The organism is Qipengyuania qiaonensis, from assembly GCF_019711515.1.
In the GTDB taxonomy this organism is placed as follows: domain Bacteria; phylum Pseudomonadota; class Alphaproteobacteria; order Sphingomonadales; family Sphingomonadaceae; genus Qipengyuania; species Qipengyuania qiaonensis.
Window position 1 is genome coordinate 294,946 of sequence record NZ_JAIGNO010000004.1, and the last position, 21,716, is coordinate 316,661.

At 63.2% G+C, this 21,716-nt stretch carries 18 protein-coding genes and 1 riboswitch; of the genes, 10 read left to right on the forward strand and 8 right to left on the reverse strand.

Annotated features, from left to right (window positions below; all coding sequences use genetic code 11):
* Positions 1-262: 262 nt before the first annotated feature.
* From K3174_RS09155 to K3174_RS09165, 3 genes are all read right to left on the reverse strand, one after another.
* Entirely contained in the window at positions 263-2,230 is a 1,968-nt protein-coding gene (locus K3174_RS09155) for a putative bifunctional diguanylate cyclase/phosphodiesterase (RefSeq protein ID WP_221557940.1), read from the reverse strand.
* A gap of 66 nt (positions 2,231-2,296) precedes the next feature.
* Complete coding sequence (locus tag K3174_RS09160) at positions 2,297-2,650, reverse strand: hypothetical protein (protein WP_221557941.1); 354 nt, start codon at positions 2,648-2,650, stop codon at positions 2,297-2,299.
* A 119-nt stretch (positions 2,651-2,769) separates the two neighbouring features.
* Positions 2,770-3,870, reverse strand: a complete 1,101-nt coding sequence (locus tag K3174_RS09165; RefSeq protein ID WP_247712023.1) for a cell wall hydrolase — start codon at positions 3,868-3,870, stop codon at positions 2,770-2,772.
* Between the two features lie 155 nt (positions 3,871-4,025).
* A riboswitch (cobalamin riboswitch) is annotated at positions 4,026-4,211 on the forward strand.
* Between the two features lie 91 nt (positions 4,212-4,302).
* Here K3174_RS09165 and K3174_RS09170 point away from each other — a divergent pair.
* The 4 genes from K3174_RS09170 to K3174_RS09185 are packed head-to-tail and all read left to right on the forward strand — an operon-like array spanning position 4,303 to position 8,691.
* The gene (locus K3174_RS09170) at positions 4,303-6,204 is read left to right on the forward strand and encodes a TonB-dependent receptor plug domain-containing protein (RefSeq protein ID WP_345719615.1); all 1,902 of its coding nucleotides are present in this window, start codon (positions 4,303-4,305) and stop codon (positions 6,202-6,204) included.
* On the forward strand, positions 6,201-7,016 hold the full coding sequence (locus K3174_RS09175) for an ABC transporter substrate-binding protein (RefSeq protein ID WP_345719616.1): 816 nt from the start codon (positions 6,201-6,203) through the stop codon (positions 7,014-7,016). The genes K3174_RS09170 and K3174_RS09175 overlap by 4 nt, the downstream gene beginning before the upstream one ends.
* Complete coding sequence (locus K3174_RS09180) at positions 7,013-7,966, forward strand: FecCD family ABC transporter permease (protein ID WP_221557943.1); 954 nt, start codon at positions 7,013-7,015, stop codon at positions 7,964-7,966. Before K3174_RS09175 ends, K3174_RS09180 begins: the two co-directional genes overlap by 4 nt.
* A complete protein-coding gene (locus K3174_RS09185) occupies positions 7,963-8,691 on the forward strand; it encodes an ABC transporter ATP-binding protein (protein ID WP_221557944.1) in 729 nt (242 codons plus the stop codon). Before K3174_RS09180 ends, K3174_RS09185 begins: the two co-directional genes overlap by 4 nt.
* Here the strand turns inward: K3174_RS09185 and K3174_RS09190 are convergent, their stop codons facing one another.
* The 4 genes from K3174_RS09190 to K3174_RS09205 all read right to left on the reverse strand — a co-directional run bounded on the left by K3174_RS09190 (position 8,692) and on the right by K3174_RS09205 (position 15,066).
* Positions 8,692-10,851 carry a M3 family metallopeptidase gene (locus K3174_RS09190; protein ID WP_425594431.1) on the reverse strand — a complete coding sequence of 720 codons (2,160 nt, stop codon included), beginning with the start codon at positions 10,849-10,851 and terminating at the stop codon, positions 8,692-8,694.
* A 261-nt stretch (positions 10,852-11,112) separates the two neighbouring features.
* Positions 11,113-11,658, reverse strand: a complete 546-nt coding sequence (gene thpR, locus K3174_RS09195) for an RNA 2',3'-cyclic phosphodiesterase (RefSeq protein ID WP_221557946.1) — start codon at positions 11,656-11,658, stop codon at positions 11,113-11,115.
* Positions 11,659-11,733: 75 nt separating this feature from the next.
* Complete coding sequence (locus tag K3174_RS17105) at positions 11,734-12,912, reverse strand: GGDEF domain-containing protein (protein WP_221557947.1); 1,179 nt, start codon at positions 12,910-12,912, stop codon at positions 11,734-11,736.
* A 267-nt stretch (positions 12,913-13,179) separates the two neighbouring features.
* Positions 13,180-15,066, reverse strand: a complete 1,887-nt coding sequence (locus K3174_RS09205) for a YadA-like family protein (protein ID WP_221557948.1) — start codon at positions 15,064-15,066, stop codon at positions 13,180-13,182.
* Between the two features lie 328 nt (positions 15,067-15,394).
* Here K3174_RS09205 and uvrA point away from each other — a divergent pair, with 328 nt between their 5' ends.
* From uvrA to K3174_RS09235, 6 genes are all read left to right on the forward strand, one after another.
* The gene (gene uvrA / locus K3174_RS09210; RefSeq protein WP_221557949.1) at positions 15,395-18,424 is read left to right on the forward strand and encodes an excinuclease ABC subunit UvrA; all 3,030 of its coding nucleotides are present in this window, start codon (positions 15,395-15,397) and stop codon (positions 18,422-18,424) included.
* On the forward strand, positions 18,421-18,972 hold the full coding sequence (locus K3174_RS09215; protein ID WP_221557950.1) for a hypothetical protein: 552 nt from the start codon (positions 18,421-18,423) through the stop codon (positions 18,970-18,972). Before uvrA ends, K3174_RS09215 begins: the two co-directional genes overlap by 4 nt.
* Before the next feature lie 25 nt (positions 18,973-18,997).
* Positions 18,998-19,138 carry a hypothetical protein gene (locus K3174_RS09220; RefSeq protein ID WP_221557951.1) on the forward strand — a complete coding sequence of 47 codons (141 nt, stop codon included), beginning with the start codon at positions 18,998-19,000 and terminating at the stop codon, positions 19,136-19,138.
* Between the two features lie 48 nt (positions 19,139-19,186).
* The gene (locus K3174_RS09225) at positions 19,187-19,537 is read left to right on the forward strand and encodes a DUF2200 domain-containing protein (protein ID WP_221557952.1); all 351 of its coding nucleotides are present in this window, start codon (positions 19,187-19,189) and stop codon (positions 19,535-19,537) included.
* 316 nt (positions 19,538-19,853) lie between these two features.
* A complete protein-coding gene (locus tag K3174_RS09230) occupies positions 19,854-20,132 on the forward strand; it encodes a hypothetical protein (RefSeq protein WP_221557953.1) in 279 nt (92 codons plus the stop codon).
* 67 nt (positions 20,133-20,199) lie between these two features.
* Positions 20,200-20,589, forward strand: a complete 390-nt coding sequence (locus tag K3174_RS09235; protein ID WP_221557954.1) for a hypothetical protein — start codon at positions 20,200-20,202, stop codon at positions 20,587-20,589.
* A gap of 90 nt (positions 20,590-20,679) precedes the next feature.
* On the opposite strand, the gene K3174_RS09240 is transcribed toward K3174_RS09235, so the two are convergent.
* Positions 20,680-21,582: an IS1595 family transposase gene (locus tag K3174_RS09240; protein WP_221557955.1), complete on the reverse strand. Its 903-nt coding sequence runs from the start codon at positions 21,580-21,582 to the stop codon at positions 20,680-20,682.
* Positions 21,583-21,716 lie beyond the last annotated feature (134 nt).

The window sequence follows — 21,716 nt, forward strand, 5'->3', positions numbered from 1 at the left end:
AGGGTCCTTGTTCCTGCCATGCGGGACAACGATGTTACCCGGACCGTATTGGGCCATGCATCAAGTGTCCCGCAAAGGAAGCACGGCTCCGGTCGATTGCGAGAGCGACCTAGGCCTGTGAAGTCGGGATTGCAACCGCCAAAAACCACGACCGGAAAACAATCTTTGCAAATGGTTCGCAGTTGCAAGAAGAGTATGATGTTGCGTGGAATTATGACCGTTGCGCGATCCCGGTTTCGGCTCGAATGGGCCGCTGCCCGGATCAGCTAACGCAGCGCAGGACGCCCGTCCGCGTGGCCCGATCTTCGGCTAGCAGCAACGCAGCCTGATATGCGGGAACGGCACGGCTGAAATGGTAGCCCTGGCCGAGTGTGCATCCGGCCGATTGTACGGCTTCGACCTGTTCGATGGTTTCAAGCCCCTCGGCAACGATTTCGATGCCGAGTGTTTGCCCCATCTGCGAAACCGCGCGGATGATGGCATCGCTCTTGCGGCCTGCCTGCGCGCCCGAAACGAAGCTGCGATCGACTTTGATCTTGGAGAAGGGCCACTGATTGATGTAGCCGAGAGAGGAGTAGCCGATGCCGAAATCGTCGAGCGCGAAGCGGACTCCGGCGCGCGACAGATCTGCGATGAACAGCGCAATGTCGGGGCTATCTTCGAGAAACAGGTTTTCGGTAATTTCGAGTTCGAGCCGCTCGGGCGCGAGTCCGGCATCCCGGATGGCCCTCAGTATGCCGAGCGCAGCGCCGGGCGCCTTGATCTGCGTCGGCGACAGATTGACCGCCAGACGGATGTCGTCCGGCCATTTGGCCGCCGTGCGCGCGGCTTCTCCGGTCAGCCAGTTCCCCAGCGTCGCGATCGCTCCGCATTCTTCCGCAATCGGGATGAACTGGTCGGGCGGAATTTCGCCCTTCGTCGGATGGAACCAGCGCACGAGCGCTTCGAAGCAACGGATGCGGCCCGTCTCGAGATCCACGATGGGCTGGAAATAGACCGACAGTTCGTCTCGCGAGAGCGCCAGGCGCAGCTCGGTTTCGATCTTGCGCCGATGGGTCAGGTCGCGCGTCATCGATGGGTCGAAGAAACGGATTTGCGAACGCCCCCCGACCTTGGCTTCGTAAAGCGCCATATCCGCATGGCGCATCAGTTCGTCCGGCATGGTCCCGTCGTCCGGCGTCACGGCGATCCCGATGGACGCGCTCATTTCGAGGCGCTCGCCGTCGACCAGAACGGGTCGCTTGATCTCGCCGAGAATCCGGCTGGCGAGCATCGATGCGGTGTTGCGATCGGCGATCGGACAGGCCGCTACGAACTCGTCGCCCGCAAACCGCGCCACGACGCCGTCATCCTCGATCAGCGCGGAGATCCGCGTGCCGATTTCCCTGAGCAGGTAATCTCCCGCCTGATGCCCCTTGAGATCGTTGACTTCCTTGAATCTGGCAAGATCGACCCAGAATATCGCCACCGGCCCGCACGCGTCGGCCTGGGAGATGATTTCCGGCAGGCGACGGTCGAGACCGGGCCGGTTCGTCAGGCCCGTTACGCGGTCGGTCAGCGCGATGATTTCCATTTCGGCAGCCAGTGCCGCGCTGCGATCGGCAGCGGTCAGGGAATCCCGCAAGTTGCGAAAGATCGACGAGACGATCAAATACATTGCCGGGAACAGCAATGCGATGGTCAGCGCCAGGAACGCACCGGCAATCGAACCCTGGGCGAGGGCGGCAGCGACAATCGGTGTCGATACCAGCAGCAATTGCCCCAGGGCGATCGTCGGGCGTGCGGCATTGTGCCCGCAAATGCCGATGCCGTATCCCAGCGCGTTCGAAATGATCAGCACCTGCGCCATCGGCCCGATATCGAGGGCGATGGCCGCCGCCGCGATCGTCCCGAGAACCAGGCTGAAACCGAACGCGCCCAGCTTGTAGGCGAGTTCCAGCTGCGACGCGCCGGTGCCTTCCGCAAGGGCCGCCAGATGGCGCGCATTGACGATCCGGAAAATGGCAATGCTGGCGAGCAGAAATGCCAGCGCATAGAGCAGGGGATGGCCGGACAGGAACGCGACGACGGTACTCGCCATCGCGCAGTTCAGCGCGCCCATGGCCAGCGCCGTTCGGCGGGCGAACAGCGACCTGACGAGAGCGTCGCGTGCCCTTTCGCTCAGCGGATCGCTCGCCGCCTCGCAGGCGAGATACCGTTTCCAGTCGATAGTTGCGCGGTGCTGACCCATTTCACCACGGCACTATGCGCCGACTGTCGTATATTGGTTAACGAGGCCGTACAGTTTTCCCCGCAACTACTTGAAAATGCGGCCCGTCAGCAGGGAGCGGAGGGCGATCTCTTCCGCGCAGCGCTTTGCCAGCCGGCGGTCGAGAGTGCGGCATATGCCGAACCACCATTCATAGGTTTGGATGTCGCCCGTCGAATGGGCCTGTTCGGCCTGTCGCCAGGCGACTTTTGCCGCGCCCAGGCCGTGTTCGGCGAAGTGCTTCAACGCCGCGTGCATCGTTCGATCGGCGTTGCCAGCTTCGGCGCGGACCTGCGCCGAATCGCCATTGTCGTTCGCAGCGCGAGCGAGCGCTTTTTTCGCCAGCGCCCGGGCGATCGGCGAATGTGCGGTGGAACGGGCGGCGGCAAAATGGACGGGCATGCCTCAATCCTCTCGGGGCTGGGTTGTCAGGGGCATGCTGAAGCATTCGCGCTAAACTTCTGTTCCGCAGCATGGTTGTGGAGTCGTAAAGTTTTGCACCCGAGGTCCGGCCGGAAGGCTCAGTCCTTGCCCGGCTCCTTTATCCACCGGCCGGAATTGGCGTATTCATCCCTGACCCTGCCCGATTGCGGGAGCTTGTCCTTGGCGGCCGCAGGCGCGGGCGCCGCCGCGCCGACGGGTGCGTCGGGCGCTGCGGTGATGCCGATCGCCGCATTCGATGGCGGGGCGGGTTGTACCGGGCCGGGCACTTCGGCCTCCGCGCGGCGCACGTTCGGCGCGGCGAGAGGTTCGCTGCCTGCATAATTGTCGGTAAATGCGCCGGGTGTCCCTGCTCCGCCTTTCCAGCGATAGAAACGGTGTGCGCCGACCGCACCGATAAAGTCGAGGCTCGCCGCCCAATAGGGGTTCACGTAATTGGTGTGATAATGCGTCGCGAGCCCGATGGGCCGATAGACCTCGCCCGCCAACGCCCCCAAGGCGACCGATTGGGCGACCGCCCAGCCCCTGCGCGAAGGCGTCCGCGCGAGAGATCCGTCGCAGGTGAAGCTGAACTGGCATCCGGTCTTGCGTTCCGAACCCTGGAACACCACCCCGCAAATGCTGGCCGGATAGGCCGGGTGGGCGACCCGATTCAGGACGACCTGCGCCACGGCCTGCTGGCCGGACAGGCTTTCGCTGGCCGCTTCGTAATAGACCGCCATCGACAGGCATTGCAGCGCACGCGCCTTGTCGAGACCGTTGCCCGCCTGCCGGAACGCCTGGGCAGCCGCCCCGGCGCCGTGGCTTTCGGCGAACTCCACCGTTTCCAGCGTGCCTTCGCTTCGGCGCAGATCGGTCAGATCGGTGGCAAGGCGCGGTGCATCCTCGAGATAATAGAACGCGGAACCGGGGAAGCTTTCGCCGGCCGTCTCGAACGGCATGGGTTCGAGGGCAAGGCGTTCCTCGCCGATACCCATAGCTATTCTGAGGTCGGGCCATTGCCCCTGTGCAGCGACTGTCGGCACGGCGATCGTGGCCGCGAGGATCGCCCCGCGTCGCGCGATCTGCTGGCGGTTGCGACGGCGCGCGTCGCGACGCTCGGCGTCACGGCTGCCGGCGCGCGGCGGCGCACCGTGCGATGCACGCGGCGTTCTGCCGACCATGGCTTCGAACTCGTTCAACCTGCGTCCTTCCATTTGCCGACCATAGCCGAACCCCGCGCGATCCGACAGGCATGCGCGAATCGCATCCCGCGGCGGGACGTGAAGCGCACCCCTCACTACTACCGCAAAACTTAACGAAGCTGCGTCTTGTGCAATACAACATTGCGCGGTAATCGGCGCCGCGTGTCACGGGTTGGCCTGTTCGCGCAGGCCCGAAGAGGGAAGAGGGTGCAAACCCCTCGCTGCCCCCGCAACTGTGACCGGGGAGGTCCGCTCCACAAGCCACTGCGCAAGCGGGAAGGCGGGGCAAGGGCCGGCGATCCGGGAGCCAGGAGACCTGCCTGTGACCGTCGTTCGGCTGCGGGGCGGGGTGCACCGGTGGCAAACGTGGATGGAGCATTCACGCTCCCTCCCGTCATGGGCGGCATTTCGTTCATGACAGGAGGTTACGTGTACAAATATCTGTTTCTGATTACGGTTTCGTCCATTCCGGGCGCGGCCTATGCGCAGAGCGCGAGCGAGCAGGCGCTCGAAGAGATCATCGCGGCGCAGGACGAGGACACCGAGGTCGCCGATCGGCTGGCCACGGCGCCGGGGCATCATGGTTACCAGCCGACCGACGCCGTCATAACGGTGACCGCGAACGGCCTTGGTACCGATCTGCGCAATACCGGCCAGTCGGTTACGGTCATCGGCCGCGAGGAAATCGAGAGCATTCAGGGCGCCGATCCGGCGCGCGCACTGTCACGCGTTCCCGGTCTGTCGCTATCGCGCAGCGGCGGCGTGGGCACGGTGACGAGCGTGAATGTCCGCGGTGCCAATCCGGATCAGCTTCTGGTGCTGGTCGACGGCGTGCGCGTGGCCGACCAGGCCAGCCCGTCGGGCGGGTTCGATTTCGGCAATCTCCTGCTGGGCACGGCGGGCAAGATCGACGTTCTGCGCGGCTCGAACAGCACCATCTGGGGCTCCGAAGCCGTGGGCGGCGTGCTCGACGTGTCGACCCGTACCGAACGCGGCCTGATCGCTAGCGTCGAATACGGTGCCCGCGATACGCTGTTCGCCAGCGCCGCCGCCGGGGCGGGCAATGACGATGCCTTCATCGGCCTGACGGGGTCTTGGTACGACACTGACGGTTTCTCGGCTGCCGCAGCAGGCACCGAAGCCGACGGTTCGCAGCAATTCGCGCTCGGCACCAGCGCCTTCGTCAACCTGACGCCTACTCTCGAACTCTTCGCGCACGGCAATTTCACCGAAGGCGATGTCGATATCGACAGCTTCCTGTTGATCGACAACGAAGATACGCAGAAGACCACGCGCTATTGGGGCGATGTCGGTCTCGCCTATTACGGCAACGACCTCACGCTGCGCGCTGCCTATAGCCTGTCGGATACGGAACGCAGCAATCGCGACGGTACGGGCGTGGAGACCTTCGCCAGCGACGGTCGATCCGAGCGGATTTCGCTGCGCGGCGAGTATCGCCTGCTCGGCGGGCTGTCGCTGGCTTTCGGTGGCGACCACGAATGGACCGAATTCGAAACCAGTTTCGATACCGCTGCCGAAACCGAGATCAGCGGCGCCTATGCCCAGCTTGGCTGGGTCATGGGCCGGCTGGCTGCACATGCCGGCGCGCGCGTGGACGATCACGAACAGTTCGGCACTCAGGTCAGTTTCGGTGGCGACGTAAGCTATGGCATCGTCGGTGACTGGCGCGTGCGCGCCAGCGTGGGCGAAGGCTTCAAGGCGCCGACCCTGTTCCAGCTGCTGTCCTTTTTCGGGAATACCGACCTAGAGCCCGAAGAAAGCACCAGCTTCGATCTCGGCGTGGAAAAGGGTCAGCGCGGTTCCGGACTGCATCTGGCTCTCACGGGATTTCGCCGCGACAGCGACAATCTGATCGGCTTCGGCGTAACCGCAGAACGGCCGTCGGGTGTCTATCTCAACACCGATGAAGCGCGCGCACAGGGCATCGAGGCAGAGGCCGGCTTCGACCTCGCGCGTGGCCTGCGTCTCTCGGGCATCTACTCCTATGTCGATGCCGAGGATCGCACGACCGGCCTCGATCTCGCCCGGCGACCCAACCATTTCGGCACGGTCTATGCCGACTGGGTGAGCGATTTCGGCCTCGGCCTCGGTGCCGATCTGCGCATCGTCGGCCCGAGCTGGGACAATGCCACGAACACCACGCGCCTGGAAGGATACGAGCTGTTCGATGTTCGCGCATCTTTCGGCGTGGGGAAGAATCTGGAGCTGTTCGGCCGGGTCGAAAACGTGTTCGACGCCGATTACCAGACGGTCGCGGGCTACGGCACCGCCGGGCGCAGCGTGTTCGGCGGGATCCGGGCGAAGATGTGAAACCGCTGATCGCCGCATCGGTCCTGCTTCTCGCCGCGTGTGCGGGCAGCGGGGCCGATGCGCCGGCCGCCGGAGCGTGGCCGACTATCGTCAGCCTGAATCCCTGCACGGATGCGATCCTTGCCGAGGTGGCGGCGCCCGGGCAATTGCTGGCGATATCGCATTACAGCAAGGACCCGCGGTCCAGTTCCATGGATGAGGACATGGCGGCCCGATACGCCGCGACAGGCGGAACGGTGGAGGAGGTGCTGGCGCTCGACCCGGATGTGGTCGTGGCGGGCAGCTTCATCGCTCCGGCAACTCGCACGGCGCTCGAGGATCTGGGTATCGAGGTGGTGACGTTCGGCATCGCCGGCGACGTCGCGGCGAGCGAAGAGCAGATCCGCGATCTGGCTTTGCTGGTCGGCAATCCGGAGGCGGGCGAGCGGCTGGTCGAAAGGATCGATCGTGCGCTTGCCGATGCAAGGCCGCCCGACAATCGGCCGGTCGAGGTCCTGCTCTGGCAACCCGGCGGGATCGTTGCGGGCGAACAATCGCTGGTCAGCGACCTGCTGGCCCGAACCGGTTTTGCCAATGCCGCCCCGGCGCGCGGTCTCTCCCAGGCCGATTATGTGGCGCTGGAAGATGTGATCGCCGCGCCGCCGCAGGTCCTGCTGGTTGCTGGCGGCGAGATCGGCCAGCAGCACCGCGTGCTGGACCGCCTGCCGGACATGCGGCGCGAACGTTTCGACACCAGCCTCCTCTATTGCGGCGGGCCGACGATCATCCGCGCTGCCGAGCGGCTGGCAGACATCAGGCGGGCCGTGTCGTGAACCGTGCCGTACTCGTCTTCGGCGGCTTGCTCCTCGTGGCATTGCCGCTCTCGCTGCTGGCGGGGCGGGTCTGGCTCGATCCTGCGAGCACGCCCAACGCTTCGCTGATCCTTGCCGAACTACGTCTCCCGCGCGCACTGCTGGCCATCGTGATCGGTGCGGGGCTGGGCGCGGGCGGTGCCGCGATGCAGGGTTATCTGCGCAATCCACTCGCCGATCCGGGCCTGTTCGGGATCGCTCCCGGGGCGGCATTGGGCGCGGTCGCAGCACTGTGGTTCGGCTATGCCGCATCGCCTTGGTTGCTGCCCGCATTCGCGCTGATCGGCGCGGGCGGGGCGATGGCATTGCTGGCGGCGATCGCCGGGCGGACCGGCGGGATAGCGCTGTTTACGCTTGCCGGGCTGATGGTGGCCAGCCTGGCCGGTGCGCTGACCGCGCTGGCGATCAGCATGGCACCCAACGCCTTCGCGATGAGCGAGATCGTCATGTGGCTCAACGGCGCGCTGACCGACCGGAGCTGGCGCGAAGTCTGGCTGGCGGCCCCATTGGTCGGGCTCGGCGTGATCCTGCTCTGGCGCAGCGGAAGATCGCTCGACGCGCTCACCTTGGGAGAGCCGGTAGCCCGTTCGCTGGGTATCGATCCGCAGCGGCTGCTCTGGCTCCTTATCGTGGGAATAGGTCTGACGGTGGGCGCCAGTGTGGCGGTGGCGGGGATTATCGGCTTCGTCGGCCTGATCGTCCCGCATCTGGTGCGCCCACTGACCGATAGCCGCCCGTCGCAATTGGTCGTGCCGAGCGCATTGGCCGGTGCGCTGCTGGTGCTCGTCGCGGATAGCGTGGTGCGGATATTGCCACTGGTCACCGAATTGCGGCTGGGCATTGCGCTCAGCCTGCTCGGTGCGCCGTTCTTCCTCTGGCTGCTGCTCCGCATGCGCAGGGGGCTGGCATGAAGCTGGCGGCGCACGGGTTGACGATAGCGAAACGCCTTTCGGAGGTTTCGCTGCAACTCGAACCGGGTTCGATTACGGCGATCTGCGGGCCGAACGGGGCCGGCAAATCTACCCTGCTCGAAGCGCTGGCGGGCTTGCTCGCTCCGGTCGAGGGGACCGTTGCGTTGGACGGGATCAGCGTGCAAATCATGGCACCGCGGGAGCGCGCGCAACTACTCGGCTATCTTCCGCAAGCGCATGAAATCGCTTGGGATGTGCCCGTGCGCAGCCTGGTCGAACTCGGTCGCATGCCGCATGGCGACAGTCTGGCGGGACCGGTCGATGCCGCCCTCGATGCGCTCGATATCGCGCATCTCGCCCAGCGCCGCGCACAGTCGCTCTCGGGCGGCGAGACGGCCCGTGTGTTGCTGGCGCGGGTGCTGGCGGGCGAACCGCGCTGGATTCTCGCCGACGAGCCGCTGGCCGCGCTCGATATCGCCCACCAGCTGGCCCTGCTGCGCCATCTCCGCCGAGCGGCCGACAAGGGTGCGGGTATCGTGCTCGTCCTGCACGATCTGGCGCATGCGATGAATCACGCCGACCGTGTGATCGTGCTCGACGGCGGAAAGCTGGCCGCCGACGGCGCATGCGAAAACGCGCTCGACCCGCAGGTGATCGAGCGCGTCTGGAAAGTGCCGGTACGGTGGATCGGCGAACCGGGCCACCGGGCCTTGGTCGGCGGCTGATTACTCCGCGGTCTGGGCCGGCACGGCGCCATCGGATGCCTCGCCATCCGCTGCTCCCTCGCCTGCGACAAGGCCGAGCGCTTCGAGCATGTAGCGGACATTGGGGTCTCGTCCGGCGAAATTGCGATACATCTCGCCGTAATCCATGGTGCCCCCGCGGCTGAGCACGGTCTTGCGATAGTGATCGCCATTGGCCCGCGTCAGGCCGCCATTCTGGCGGAACCAGTTGCGGCTGTCATGATCCAGCATCTGCGTCCACAGATAGCTGTAATAGCCCGCGCTGTAGCCCGACGGCGAAGAGAAGATGTGGTTGAAATAGCTCGTCCGGTAGCGCGGTGGCACCAGCGCCACTTCGAGACCGAGGTCGGACAGTGCGCGCGCCTGATAGTCGGAGACTTCCTGCGGCGTGTCGATCGCCGCGGCCTGTTCCGCGGACAACGCATGCCATTTCATATCGAGCAATGCGGCTTCGACGACCTCGCCGAAATCGTAACCCTGGTTGAACTTCGATGCTGCCTCGATCTTCTCGACCAGCTCGGCCGGGATCGTTTCACCCGTCCGATAATGTTTGGCGTAGTTCTGCAGCACTTCGGGATATGTCATCCACATTTCATGGACTTGGCTCGGGTACTCGACGAAATCGCGGGCCGTCGCAGTGCCCGACAGGCTGGGATATTTCTGATCGGCAAAGAAGCCGTGCAGCGCATGGCCGAATTCGTGGAACGTCGTGTTGACCCAGTCGAAGCTCACCAGTTGCGGTTCGCCCGCCGGTGCCTTCGGGATGTTCAGCACGTTGTAGATGGCCGGCTTCTTGTCCCACAGATAGCTCTGGTCGACGAAATTGCTCATCCATGCGCCGCCGCGCTTGGACGGGCGCTGGAACGGGTCGAAATAGAATATGCCAAGGTCCGAACCGTCCGCGTCGCGCACGGTGTAGACCCACACGTCGGGGTGGTAGACCGGCAGGTCGGTGCGGCGCTCGAAACTCAGGCCGTAGAGCTTGTTGGCCATGAAGAAGACGCCGTCTTCCAGCACCTTGTCGAGCTGGAAATACTGCATCACCTCGTCGTCATCGACCTCGTAACGCTCGGCCTTGACCATGTTGGCGAAGCGGTACCAATCCCACGGCTGGACGTCGAAATTGCCGCCTTCCGCACGGATTTTCTCGTTGAGCACGCCGGCTTCGCGCTGCTGCGTCGCAGCGAGGGCAGGGACCATCTGGCCCATGAAATCCAGCGCGGCCTGCGGCGATTCCACCATGCGATCGTACATCGTATAGCTGGCCCAGTCGGGCTCGCCGAACAGAGCGGCTTTTTCGGCACGCAGCGTCGCGATCTTCGCCACCAGATCGCGCGTATCGATCGCGGTGGTGCCATCTGCCCGGTGATAACTCGCCTTGAACAGTTTCTCGCGCGCAGCGCGGTTTTCCATGGCCGGCAGAAGCGGTTGCTGCGTCGTGTTCTGCAGGGCAATGGCGAACTTGCCCGGCTGGCCCTTTTCGGTGGCGAGATCGGCGGCGGCCTTGATATCGGCTTCCGACAGGCCGGCCAGTTCGGCGCGATTGTCGAAGAATACCGGTTGTTCCGCCATGGCATTGCGTGCGCGCTGGCCGAATTCGGTGGTCACGCTCGACAGTTCGGTATTGATCGCCTTCACCCGCTCGCGCTGGGCATCGTTCAACAATGCGCCGGCATGGACCATGCCTTCGTAGGTTTCATCCAGCAGCTTCGCATCTTCCGCGGTCATGCGCATGGTGGCACGCTTGTCGTAAACGGCTTTGACGCGCGCGAAGAGTTCGGGATTGAGCGAAATCGCATCGCCATGCGCGGTCAGCTTGGGACTGATTTCGGTGTTGATGTCGTCGAGCCGGTCGGTGGTGTTCGAACCGGTCAATGCGAAGAAGACGGTCGCCACGCGGCCAAGCATCTGGCCCGACTTTTCGAGTGCGACAATCGTGTTCTCTAAAGTCGGCGCAGCCGGATTGTCGATGATCGCCTGCACCTCTGCCCGCTGGATATTCATGCCCTGCTCGAAGGCAGGCACGTAATCGTCTTCCGAAATCTTGGTGAAGTCGGGCGCGTGGAAGGGCAGGGTACTGTCGGACGCGAAATATCCCGTACCTTCGGGTATCGGCGAGGCTGGCGTGCTGGCTTCGGCCATGGTTTCGATTTCTCCGCCGGGAGTGGTGGCGCAGGCGCCGAGAAGTGCGGACGCTGCGACAGTGGCCAGGATCTGGGCCTTCATGAATTTCCCCTCATGATTGCGCGCCAGACGGACGTCGGGCGCGGGAATGCGAATGAAAGCCGTGTGCTTGGCCTGCTTCCTGCGCTTGCGCAAGCGCGCGCACGTCGCCAGTCGGGCTTCCTGCTACGTTTGTCGAACGGGACGGGTCGCTGGTAGTTCCTGCCTGCCCGACCGGCGTCATGGCCCCGTTTCGATCGGGTAGCGCACTATCGGGTCGTACACCGACCCATGCCGACCCAGCGTGCTTTCGAACAGGATGTACGATTCGGCCCGCCAGGGGCCGAGCCGCAGGGAGGCGGTCGCCGCGAAAAACGGGGCGAGCGCGCCGGTCGACCGGTTGATCCGCGCAAGCGTGATATGCGGGTGATACTTGCGATGCTCCGGTTCCAGCCCGGCGGAGATGCAGATCCGTTCGATCCGCCGCTGGAGCCGGCGCAGGCCGTCGGATGGCTCGATCCCCGCCCAAAGTGTGTGAGGGCGACCCTTCTTTGCGAAGGTGCCGGTTCCCGCGATGGTCAGATCGAAGGGCGGCATGTCGACCTCCCGCAGTCGCCCGGCCAGATCTTCGGCAAGATGCGTGTCCACCTCGCCGACATAGCGAAGCGTCAGGTGCAGCTGGTCGTCATCCTGCCAGCGCGCCAGATCGATACCCTCCATAAGGTCGATCAGCGCGTCGCGAATGTCACCTGGCGGACGAATACCTACGAACAGGCGATGGGGCATGACGGGCGCTTGTCACGCAAAGGACGTGGCGATGCAACATGTCCTGCGTCGACACACGGACCCGCCCGGCCCGCTTCAGGCGGCGCGGCGAACCCTGTTGCGACCGGTCTTTTTCGCCTCGTAACAGGCGATATCCGCGCGTATCAGCGCATCGTCGAGCACTTCCCCGAAGAGCCAGGCGGAAAATCCGATCGAGGCGGAGATGCGGATCCCCGGCTGCTCGGTAAATCGATCCTGGAGCCCGGCGATCAGTGCCCGCAGATCTTCCGCAGCCTCGGCAATCTCCGCATCGTCGAGACCTCTGGCGATGACCAGGAACTCCTCGCCGCCCAGCCGATAGGCGATGTGCGAACCTGCACCTCCCAATGCCGCGCACCATTCCCGGATCGCATCGGCGGTGGCGATCAACACCCGGTCGCCCACGCCATGCCCGAACGTATCGTTGATCGTCTTGAACCGGTCGAGGTCGATGGTCAGCAGATGCCGCGAGTGCGCGCTGTTTTCCATCCGCGTCTCCTCGAACAGCATGCGGCGGTTGAACAGGCCGGTCAGCGGATCGCGCCAGCTGAGGAACTCGGCATGCGCCAGCGCATCCGCCAGGTCTTCCGACAGCCGGCGGTTCTCGACCAGCGTCCGCGCCGAACTGCGGATGTGCTGGCCGGTGCTGGAGCTGTAGATGCGGATGCCCGCGACGGCCATGGTCACGACGGCGACCATGGCAGGATCGGCGCTGGCGGGGTGGAACAGGACAAGCGCGCAGGCCGTCGCCCAGAAGCTGATCAGCATGCCATCGCGGGACGCGGGAAGGGCGGCCAGCGTGACCGAGATCAGCGTGACCACCACCACTACCACCACCTGCAGCAAGGCAACCGCGACCAGGGAGGCGCCCGTGGGTTGCGGCCATAGCAACAATGCCAGCGTCACGCCTGTCAGCGACATGCTGCAGAACAGCACCCGGCGCGAGATCTTGTAGGGCAGGCGGGCGCGCACGTGCTGCTCCAGCCGGGCGGCGGCGGCGCGCGTGAACAGGAAGGATGCAAAACGCAGCCCGAGCAACGGAGCCATCAATATCGCGTCCGGCAGCATGGCCACGGCCAGGGCCATCATGCTCAGCGCGATAAGGCTCGCAGTAAAGGACCGCCGCTCCCGTTCGAGCATGGCGATAACCGCCTCGCGGTCGATTTCGTAAGAATCGACCGGGATGCGCGTGATCGCGCCGGCAAGCTCGCCGTCAGCTTCCTGGTCGATGCGCACCGCTGGCGTTTCCGAATCCCTATTGCGACTGCGTCTGGTGAGGTAACCGCCAATCGTTAACGAAAACGCCCACGATCTTCATATTTGGAAGCCGGGCTTTCGGCGGGCTCACGCCAAAGACGCGGGCGTCGGAGTTCCCGACACCCGCATCCCGTTCACGCTATCGTTCGGATCGACGTTGCGATATCGATCCTCGTCCGTCCCCTCGGTTTCCAGCGACGCGGCCAGGATCACGCCGCCGGAGAAGTTCGGGTGACAGCGCTGCGCTCAGAAAGCGAACCCGGCCCCGGCCGCTACGCCGCCTTTGCCGTTCGCACCGATCGTCCCGCTGACTTTCAGCACGGCCTGACCGTCAGCGAAGGTCGACGACATGCCGAAACCGAAGGAGGTTTCGCCGCGATAGTGGCCCACACCGCCGCCGATCATCATTTTGCCTTGTTCTACCGCCTGTGGGATAGACGCCAGCGCCATCGCCGAAGCGGTTCCGGAGAAGGCATCGTCGCGCAGTTCGGCGAGATCGAAGCCGATCTGCGCGATCCGCATGTCGGTATAGCCCATCGAATCGGCCAGCACGTTGGCCAGACCGGCCTCCATCTGGCGCAGATTGACCGCATCGGTTGCGGCGGTCGCGTCGGCGATATTGTGCAGGGCGACCGGAGCCGCCGCATCCCTGCCGATCAGCGTGACGTCGTTGGTGATCGTCCCGCCATTGCTGACCGTGGGATTGTCGGGGTCCGAATACTGGACCGCGACCACTGTGCTGCCCGCCAGATTGTTGTTGATCGTCTGGATGTCGTCAGTGTTCTGCTGAACCGCCTGGTTCGTCGCGAACAGTTGAGATCCGTTCACGACGTCGGTCGATCCGGCGGAAAGCGTTGCCGCCGCGACATTGGTGACCCGGACGCCGCCGGCGGCCGCACCTCCAAACGCTGCGGTGTTGGTCGGCGTGGTGCTGGGCGTCGACCCATCGGCATCCGACACATAGCCTACCGGGATATTGTCGACCTGCGCCTGCACCTGCGCAATGTTGGTCTGGTTCACCGTCACCCGGCTATCGAGGTTGGCGATATCGCCTTCGTTTACGGTCACACGACCGTCGAGATTGGCAATATCGGTTTCGTTGACCGTAACCCGGCCGTCGATATTGGCGATGTCGGTCTCGTTCTGGGTAATCCGGCCGTCGAATTCGCCGACAGTCACCTGGATCTGGCCGATATTGTTCTGGATATCGTTGATATCGGCCCGGTTCTGGGCGATGTCGACCTCGTTCTGATCGACCCTGCTGCCCAAGGCCGCCACCGTCTGGTTGGTGGCGAAGAGCTGCGACCCGTTCACTGCCTCGGTCGAGGTGGAGCTTAGCGTGCCCGCTGCAACATTGGCGATCGTGGTGCCGCCCGCACCGCCCAGGGTGATCGAGGTTTGGGCCGCGCTGTCGTAAACGACCCCGTTGGCCGTCGCCGCAGCGATCGAGGCGTTGACCTGGCCGACCGTGGCCGCGTCCGTATCCGCCGTACCCGCGAGCACATTGGTGATCTGACGCTCGGCACCGACTGCGCCGACCGACACGCTGTTTACGCGATCCGCGACAGACCCTGCGCCCAGCGCCACGCTGTTCGCGGCTGTGGCGGAGGCATTGGTGCCCAGCGCGATCGCGCCGGTTGCGCCTATTGCCGTGCTGGCATTATTGCCGAACGCGATGGCATCGGCTTCGCCGGCTGTGGCTTCCTGTCCGTTCGCGCCGAGACCGGAGATGCGGTTGCCGCCGATTTCGATGCCGCCTTCCGTATCCAGAGTGATGTTGTCTGCCCGGATGTTGCAGTCGTCGGAAGCCCCGACGACATTGCCGTCCGTGTCGAGTATCTGGAGGCTTATCGGCGCACCGGCGGCGGCGTCGGCCAGAATGGTCGAAAGATCGATGTCGAAATCGGGGATGATCGCCAGGGGCGGCAATATCACCGAGAGCGAGGTCAACGCATTCAACGTGTTTTCAAGTGGAGTGACGATCGGCTCGTTCACCGCGCCGATTATCTCGGTTACCGCAGATCGCGGCAAAGTAATGCCCGTACATACGTCGACGACGGGTTGAAGGGCTTGTGCATGTGCGGGCGTCGAGGGAATTGCGACCCCAGCACCAATCAATGCCGTTGTAGTCATAATAGCGACGAAGTTATTCCGATTAATCATCGTAACGCTCCTATTCATTTTTCCCTCTAGTAGACGTGGGATGAATAGGGCTGAGAAATGAAGTTAAAGTAATTGGTTATATCAAAAATATAGAGAGTGTTCCGGAGCAATTGGATATTTACCGAATATGCCTTGACGAATAGATTTGAAATTCCACAAATACTGTCAATCTCCGGATGATAACCTAGGCGTAACCGTTCGCTGACTGGAGTTGAACCGGACAGGATGGCGACCACATTGGGCACAGCCGATCTCTCGACGCTTGACCGAAGCGAACAATTCAGGAACACGCTTTTCCATGGCACTCACCAAGATATCCGTCCGCGGCGCGCGGGAGCACAATCTCAAGGGCGTCGATATCGACCTGCCGCGCGACAGCCTGATCGTGATTACGGGGCTGTCGGGTTCCGGAAAGTCGAGCCTTGCCTTCGATACCATCTATGCCGAGGGGCAGCGGCGGTATGTGGAATCGCTGAGCGCCTATGCGCGGCAGTTCCTCGAGATGATGCAGAAGCCCGATGTCGAGCATATCGACGGTTTGTCTCCCGCGATCTCGATCGAGCAGAAGACCACCAGCCGCAACCCGCGCTCGACCGTGGCGACGGTGACCGAGATTTACGACTATATGCGCCTTCTATGGGCGCGGGTGGGGGTGCCGTATTCGCCCGCTACCGGCCTGCCGATCGAGGCGCAGACCGTTTCCAATATGGTCGATCGGGTGATGGCGCTGTCAGAGGGCACGCGGCTCTATCTGCTCGCGCCGGTGGTGCGCGGGCGCAAGGGCGAATACCGCAAGGAACTGGCCGAGTGGCAGAAGGCCGGCTTCACCCGCGTGCGGATCGATGGCGAGCTCTACCCGATCGAGGAAGCGCCCGCGCTCGACAAGAAATTCAAGCACGATATCGAGGTCGTGGTCGACCGGCTGGCGGTGAAGGACGGTATCCAGACGCGGTTGGCCGACAGTTTCGAACAGGCGCTGAAGCTGGCGGACGGGCTCGCCTATGTCGATCTGGCGGATACGACCGTCGCGGCGCTGGATGCCGGTCCTTCGACAGGCTCAGGACGAGCGGATGTCGACACTAGTCCCGCTCAGCCCGAGCCTGTCGAAGGCCCTGGCAAAACCTCCGGGATGAAGGGGGCGGGCATCCCGGCCAACCGCATCGTCTTTTCCGAACGCTTCTCCTGCCCCGTTTCCGGCTTCACCATCGAAGAGATCGAGCCGCGCCTGTTCTCCTTCAACGCGCCGCAGGGGGCCTGCCCGACCTGCGACGGGATCGGCGAGAAGCTGCTGTTCGATCCGCAGCTGGTCGTCCCTAACGAAGCGCTCAGCCTCAAGAAGGGCGCGGTGGTCCCCTGGGCCAAGTCCAACCCGCCATCGCCCTATTACATGCAGGTGCTCGCCAGCCTCGCGCGCGAATACGAGTTCAGCCTCGACACGCCGTGGGAGGAGTTCGATGCCGAGATCCGCGACATCATCCTCCACGGCACCAAAGGCCGCGCCATCCCGCTCACTTTCAAGGACGGGCGCAAGGAATACACGGTCAAGAAGCCGTTCGAAGGGGTGATCGGCAATCTCAACCGCCGCATGCTCCAGACCGAAAGCGCGTGGATGCGCGAGGAGCTGAGCAAGTTCCAGACCAGCCAGCCCTGCGAAACCTGCGGCGGCAAGCGGCTGAACGAGAAGGCGCTGGCGGTGAAGATCGGCCAGGGCGACAACGCCACCGATATCGCCACCCCCACCAAGATGAGCGTCGCCGATGCCAAGGCGTGGTTCCTCGCGCTGCCCGACCAGCTCAATGACACGCAGCAGCAGATCGCGAAGGCCATCCTCAAGGAAATCAACGAGCGGCTGGGCTTCCTCGACAATGTGGGTCTGGATTACCTCAACCTCGATCGAACTTCAGGTACGCTCTCAGGCGGGGAGAGCCAGCGCATCCGCCTCGCCAGCCAGATCGGCTCCGGTCTCAGCGGCGTGCTCTATGTGCTCGACGAGCCCAGCATCGGCCTCCACCAGCGCGATAACGACCGGCTGCTGGAAACGCTCAAGCGGCTGCGCGATCTCGGCAACACCGTCATCGTGGTCGAGCATGACGAGGATGCGATCCGCGCCGCCGATCATGTGGTCGATCTCGGCCCGGGCGCGGGCGTGCATGGGGGCGAGGTGGTGGCGGAGGGCACGCTGAAGCAGGTGCTCAAGTCGAAGAAATCGCTCACCGCCGATTACCTCACCGGCCGCCGCGAAATCGCCGTCCCCGCCACCCGCCGCAAGGGCAACGGCCACAAGCTCACCGTCCACGGCGCCCGCGCCAACAATCTGCGCGACGTCACCGCCTCCCTCCCGCTGGGCACCTTTACCTGCGTCACCGGCGTCTCCGGCTCGGGCAAGTCCTCCTTCACTATCGACACGCTCTACGCCGCCGCCGCGCGCACATTGAACGGCGCACGCGTGGTCGCCGGCGCGCACGACAAGGTCACCGGCCTCGAATATTGCGACAAGGTGATCGAGATCGACCAGTCGCCCATCGGCCGCACCCCGCGCTCCAACCCGGCGACCTATACCGGCGCCTTCACCCAGATCCGCGACTGGTTCGCCGGTCTGCCGGAATCGCAGGCGCGCGGCTACAAGCCCGGGCGGTTCAGCTTCAACGTCAAGGGCGGCCGGTGCGAGGCGTGCCAGGGCGACGGGCTGATCAAGATCGAGATGCACTTCCTGCCCGACGTCTACGTCACCTGCGAGGAATGCGGCGGCAAGCGTTACAATCGCGAAACGCTGGAGGTGAAGTTCAAGGGCCACTCCATCGCCGACGTGCTGGACATGACGGTCGAGGATGCGGAGGAATTCTTCAAGGCCGTCCCCCCCATCCGCGACAAGATGCACATGCTGAACGAGGTCGGCCTCGGCTACGTCAAGGTCGGCCAGCAGGCGACCACGCTGTCGGGCGGAGAGGCGCAGCGGGTGAAGCTCGCCAAGGAACTCAGCAAGCGCAGCACCGGGCAGACGCTCTACATCCTCGACGAGCCCACCACCGGCCTCCATTTCGAGGATGTCCGCAAGCTCCTCGAAGTGCTCCACCGGCTGGTGGACCAGGGCAACAGCGTGGTGGTGATCGAACACAATCTGGATGTGATCAAGACCGCCGACCATATCCTCGATCTCGGCCCCGGCGGCGGCGTGCGCGGCGGGGAGGTCGTCGCGCAGGGCACGCCGGAAGACGTGGCCGCGGTCGAAGGCTCCTACACCGGCCAATACCTGCGCCCGATGCTGGAGCGCGCCCAACCCGCGCCAACGGGCGCCTCGGGGCGCAAAACGAAGGAAGCAGCGGAGTGAGCGCCTACCGCCCCGAATTCGAGGCGGCGCTCAGGTTGTTCGCGCAAGTGAGCGAGGCGATGGCTGCGCGCGGCCTGCGCCGCCCCATTCTCGTCGGCGGTGCGGCAGCCGAATTCTATTCGCAAAGCACGATAAGCACAGGAGATTTCGACTTGTGCACTTTCCGCCAATCCGAACTGGAGGAGGAGATGGAACGGGTCGGCTTCGCCAAGCCATCGGGCGTGGGGCAGATGACGAAGGGCTGGGTGCATCCCGAACTAAAGCTTGGCTTCGAAGTGGTTGCCGAAACGCCGATGGACGGGGCGTTCGATCCGGCGACACTGGTTCTTGTCGAAAATACCGGCGAGGGCGCCTTCGTGATAATTTCGGTCGAGGATCTGATCGCCGACCGGCTGAGCCAATATGCATCGGGCACCGCGCCAGATCGGCTCGAACAGGCCAGAGCGCTGTTCAGGCTTCAACCTTCGCTCGATAAAGACTATCTTGCACGGCGTATCGAGGAAGAAACCGGCGGCGATTATGGCATCGACATCATCGAAAACGACTGACGTCTGGACCGGCCGGCGCGTGGATATGGCCGAATTCGGCCGCCGCATCGCCGCGCGCAAGGTCGAACTCGGCCTGCCCGACCCGCCCCGCAATTCCGGTGAGCAGCGAACCGCCAGCAAGCGAGCGCTGCTCAAGGCGATCGAGGAAGCGGGCGGCAAGTGGTGACGCGCGGATGGGCTTACTGTCCCTGGAATTGAAGGGGAGAGTGCCGCCATGAAGCACCGGATTTACACGATGGCGTTCGGCAAGGTCTATCCGGCCTATATCGCCAAGGCGGAAAAGAAGGGCCGCACCAAGGACGAGGTCGACCGCATCATCTGCTGGCTGACCGGCCATAGCGAGGCCAGTCTGGAGGCGGTCATCGCCGACGGCACCAGTTTCGAAACCTTCTTTGCCGAAGCCCCCCGGATGAACCCCGATCGCAGTCGGATTACGGGCGTGGTCTGCGGCGTGCGGGTGGAGGATGTCGAGGAGGAAACGATGCGCGAAATCCGCTATCTCGACAAGCTGGTGGACGAACTCGCCCGCGGCAAAGCGATGGAGACGATTTTGCGGGAGGGGTGAGAGGGGTCGATTGTGTTAAGACGGACTTCCGACGTCTTTCTCCAAATCGTGTACCTCTTGACCAATCAGGCGAGTGAAATGTGCTTCAATAGCCTCTGCGTCGAAAGTCAGAACTTCTTCAAGTGGTTTACCAAGCAATATTGCGACGACTTGAGCCCTATCGTCTAAATCGTACTCATCAAACTTTGGTATATAGGAAGTTTCATTGAGGTTATAACAAATCTCGGGGTGTATCCTCCTCGCATAGGTATGGCGACGTATCCTTTTGACTCACTGCGTGTCGCAGCATATCCAGCGCCTCCAGCGTGGAGGTTCAATGGCTGACAGACCCGATATACAAGAAGAGCTACAAAAGCGTGGCAATAGCTTTGCGATTGGCCTCGATACCGACAGAAAGTGGGTAAATGGGGTTCAGGTGTTCCCCACGCCCGAATACACTCTGTTCGTTTTCCGCGAGCAAGGGGTTATGGGCGGCGGCGAGACTGGCTTTGAGCAGGTTATGAAAAATGTATCCAGCGTCGTCATGCCGACAAGCGTCGCGGTGGAGTTTCGCGATATCTTGAACCAGCTGCTTCCTAGCGAGCCCAATGACTGAAGCCAGTAGAAGCACTGGGTCTTATTTTGGCTGGGCAATCCCTGCGGCCGCGGTTACATTTTCTTCAATGTCGCCCTATATGGGGGGTAATCCAATGGCCACGCAGTCGCCTCCGATTGAGCAGCCGAAGCAAACTCGGGCTACCTCGTCCAATGATCATGTGGACGAGCGCTTGCTGAACGCGAAGCTCGATGCCGTAGAAGCACGAACTGAAACCAAGTTTGCCCAACTGCTGGGAGAGTTGAAGACGCTCGGTGTTAACGTGGCTCACATCAACGACACGCTTGGTGGGCTAAAGACTGATGTAGCAGACGCAAAAGCGGCAGCGGCAGGTACGAAGGCCTACGTCATCGGAACAGGTATCGCTATCGCAGGCTTTGTTCTGGCGATCTTCGCGTTTGGCGTCCAAATCCTAGATATCGCTACGGCGTTGTTTTCTGCGGGAGGCGCGCGGTGATTACCCTACGAGAAGCCATAGAGGGCAATAAGCTCGACCAGTTCATCGCCGAACATGAAAGCGAGATTGGCGACCGCAAGGCCTTCGAAGCTACACTGCGTTCAATGGCCGGAAAGTCGAAAGAAGCTCCGGAAGCATCGTCTCCGGACGATTGCGACGATTGAAGCGATACTCGAATTCCTTGACGTAGGAGTTCAGATGCTTCGCGCTGACGCTCGTGTGAGTGCCATTGATTGAGCATTTCAGGTGCCGCCAGAAATTCTCGATACCGTTGACCGTGACCGTCTCGGCAAGGCGATAATCGTAATAGGCATATTCCTCTGCACCGTGGTTCACGCGAGCGTGGCGATAGCCAGCATCCGAAAGGCGAGCATAGGAGCGTAGTTCGTCGGTGTGGACGTTGCCGCCGATACGGACGTTGGCGGTCACAAACGGCTCTAGGGTCGAGCGGCGCTGGTTCGGGACTACTTGGGCCACAATGTCGCCACCGCGTTCCAGAGCGCCCACTACGACCGTCTTGGCGGCGCTGCCACGGTTATGCTTTCCGCGCTTCACGCCGCCCATAAGGGTTTCGTCGATCTCGACATTGGTTCCGTTGCCGCCAATCGGCTTGTCGCCATCCACGTCCGCCATGTGCTCGCGAATGAGTTTCGCCATGCGCCAAGCGGTCTTGTAGGTGACGCCTAGCTGGCGTTGCAATTCCTTGCCCGATACGCCGTGGCGAGTGACCGTGAACAGGTGGATGGCATAGAACCACAGTTGCAGCGGCGTGCGGGTCTTTTCGAACGGGGTGCCTACGGTCGGGTGTAGGTGGTGACCGCACCACTGGCAGGAATAGGCGCGCTCGGCCTTGATGCGATACCAGTTGCTGGCGCGGTCGCAGGACGGGCACTCGAAGCCTTGGCCGAACCGAACGTCGAACAAGTGCTGGAGGCAGGTTTCATCGTCAGGAAACTGGCGGAAGAACTGCGCGGTAGTGAGTGGCTTCGTCATACCCCATTATATGCCACAATCCGTTACGTATGTAAAGGGGATACACCCCCAAATCTCTGGTCTGAGCCCCTAGATTTCCTCCAGCGATAAGTAGAGTCCGGCGTTCGACAAGGAGACGGACGAATGAAGCGTAG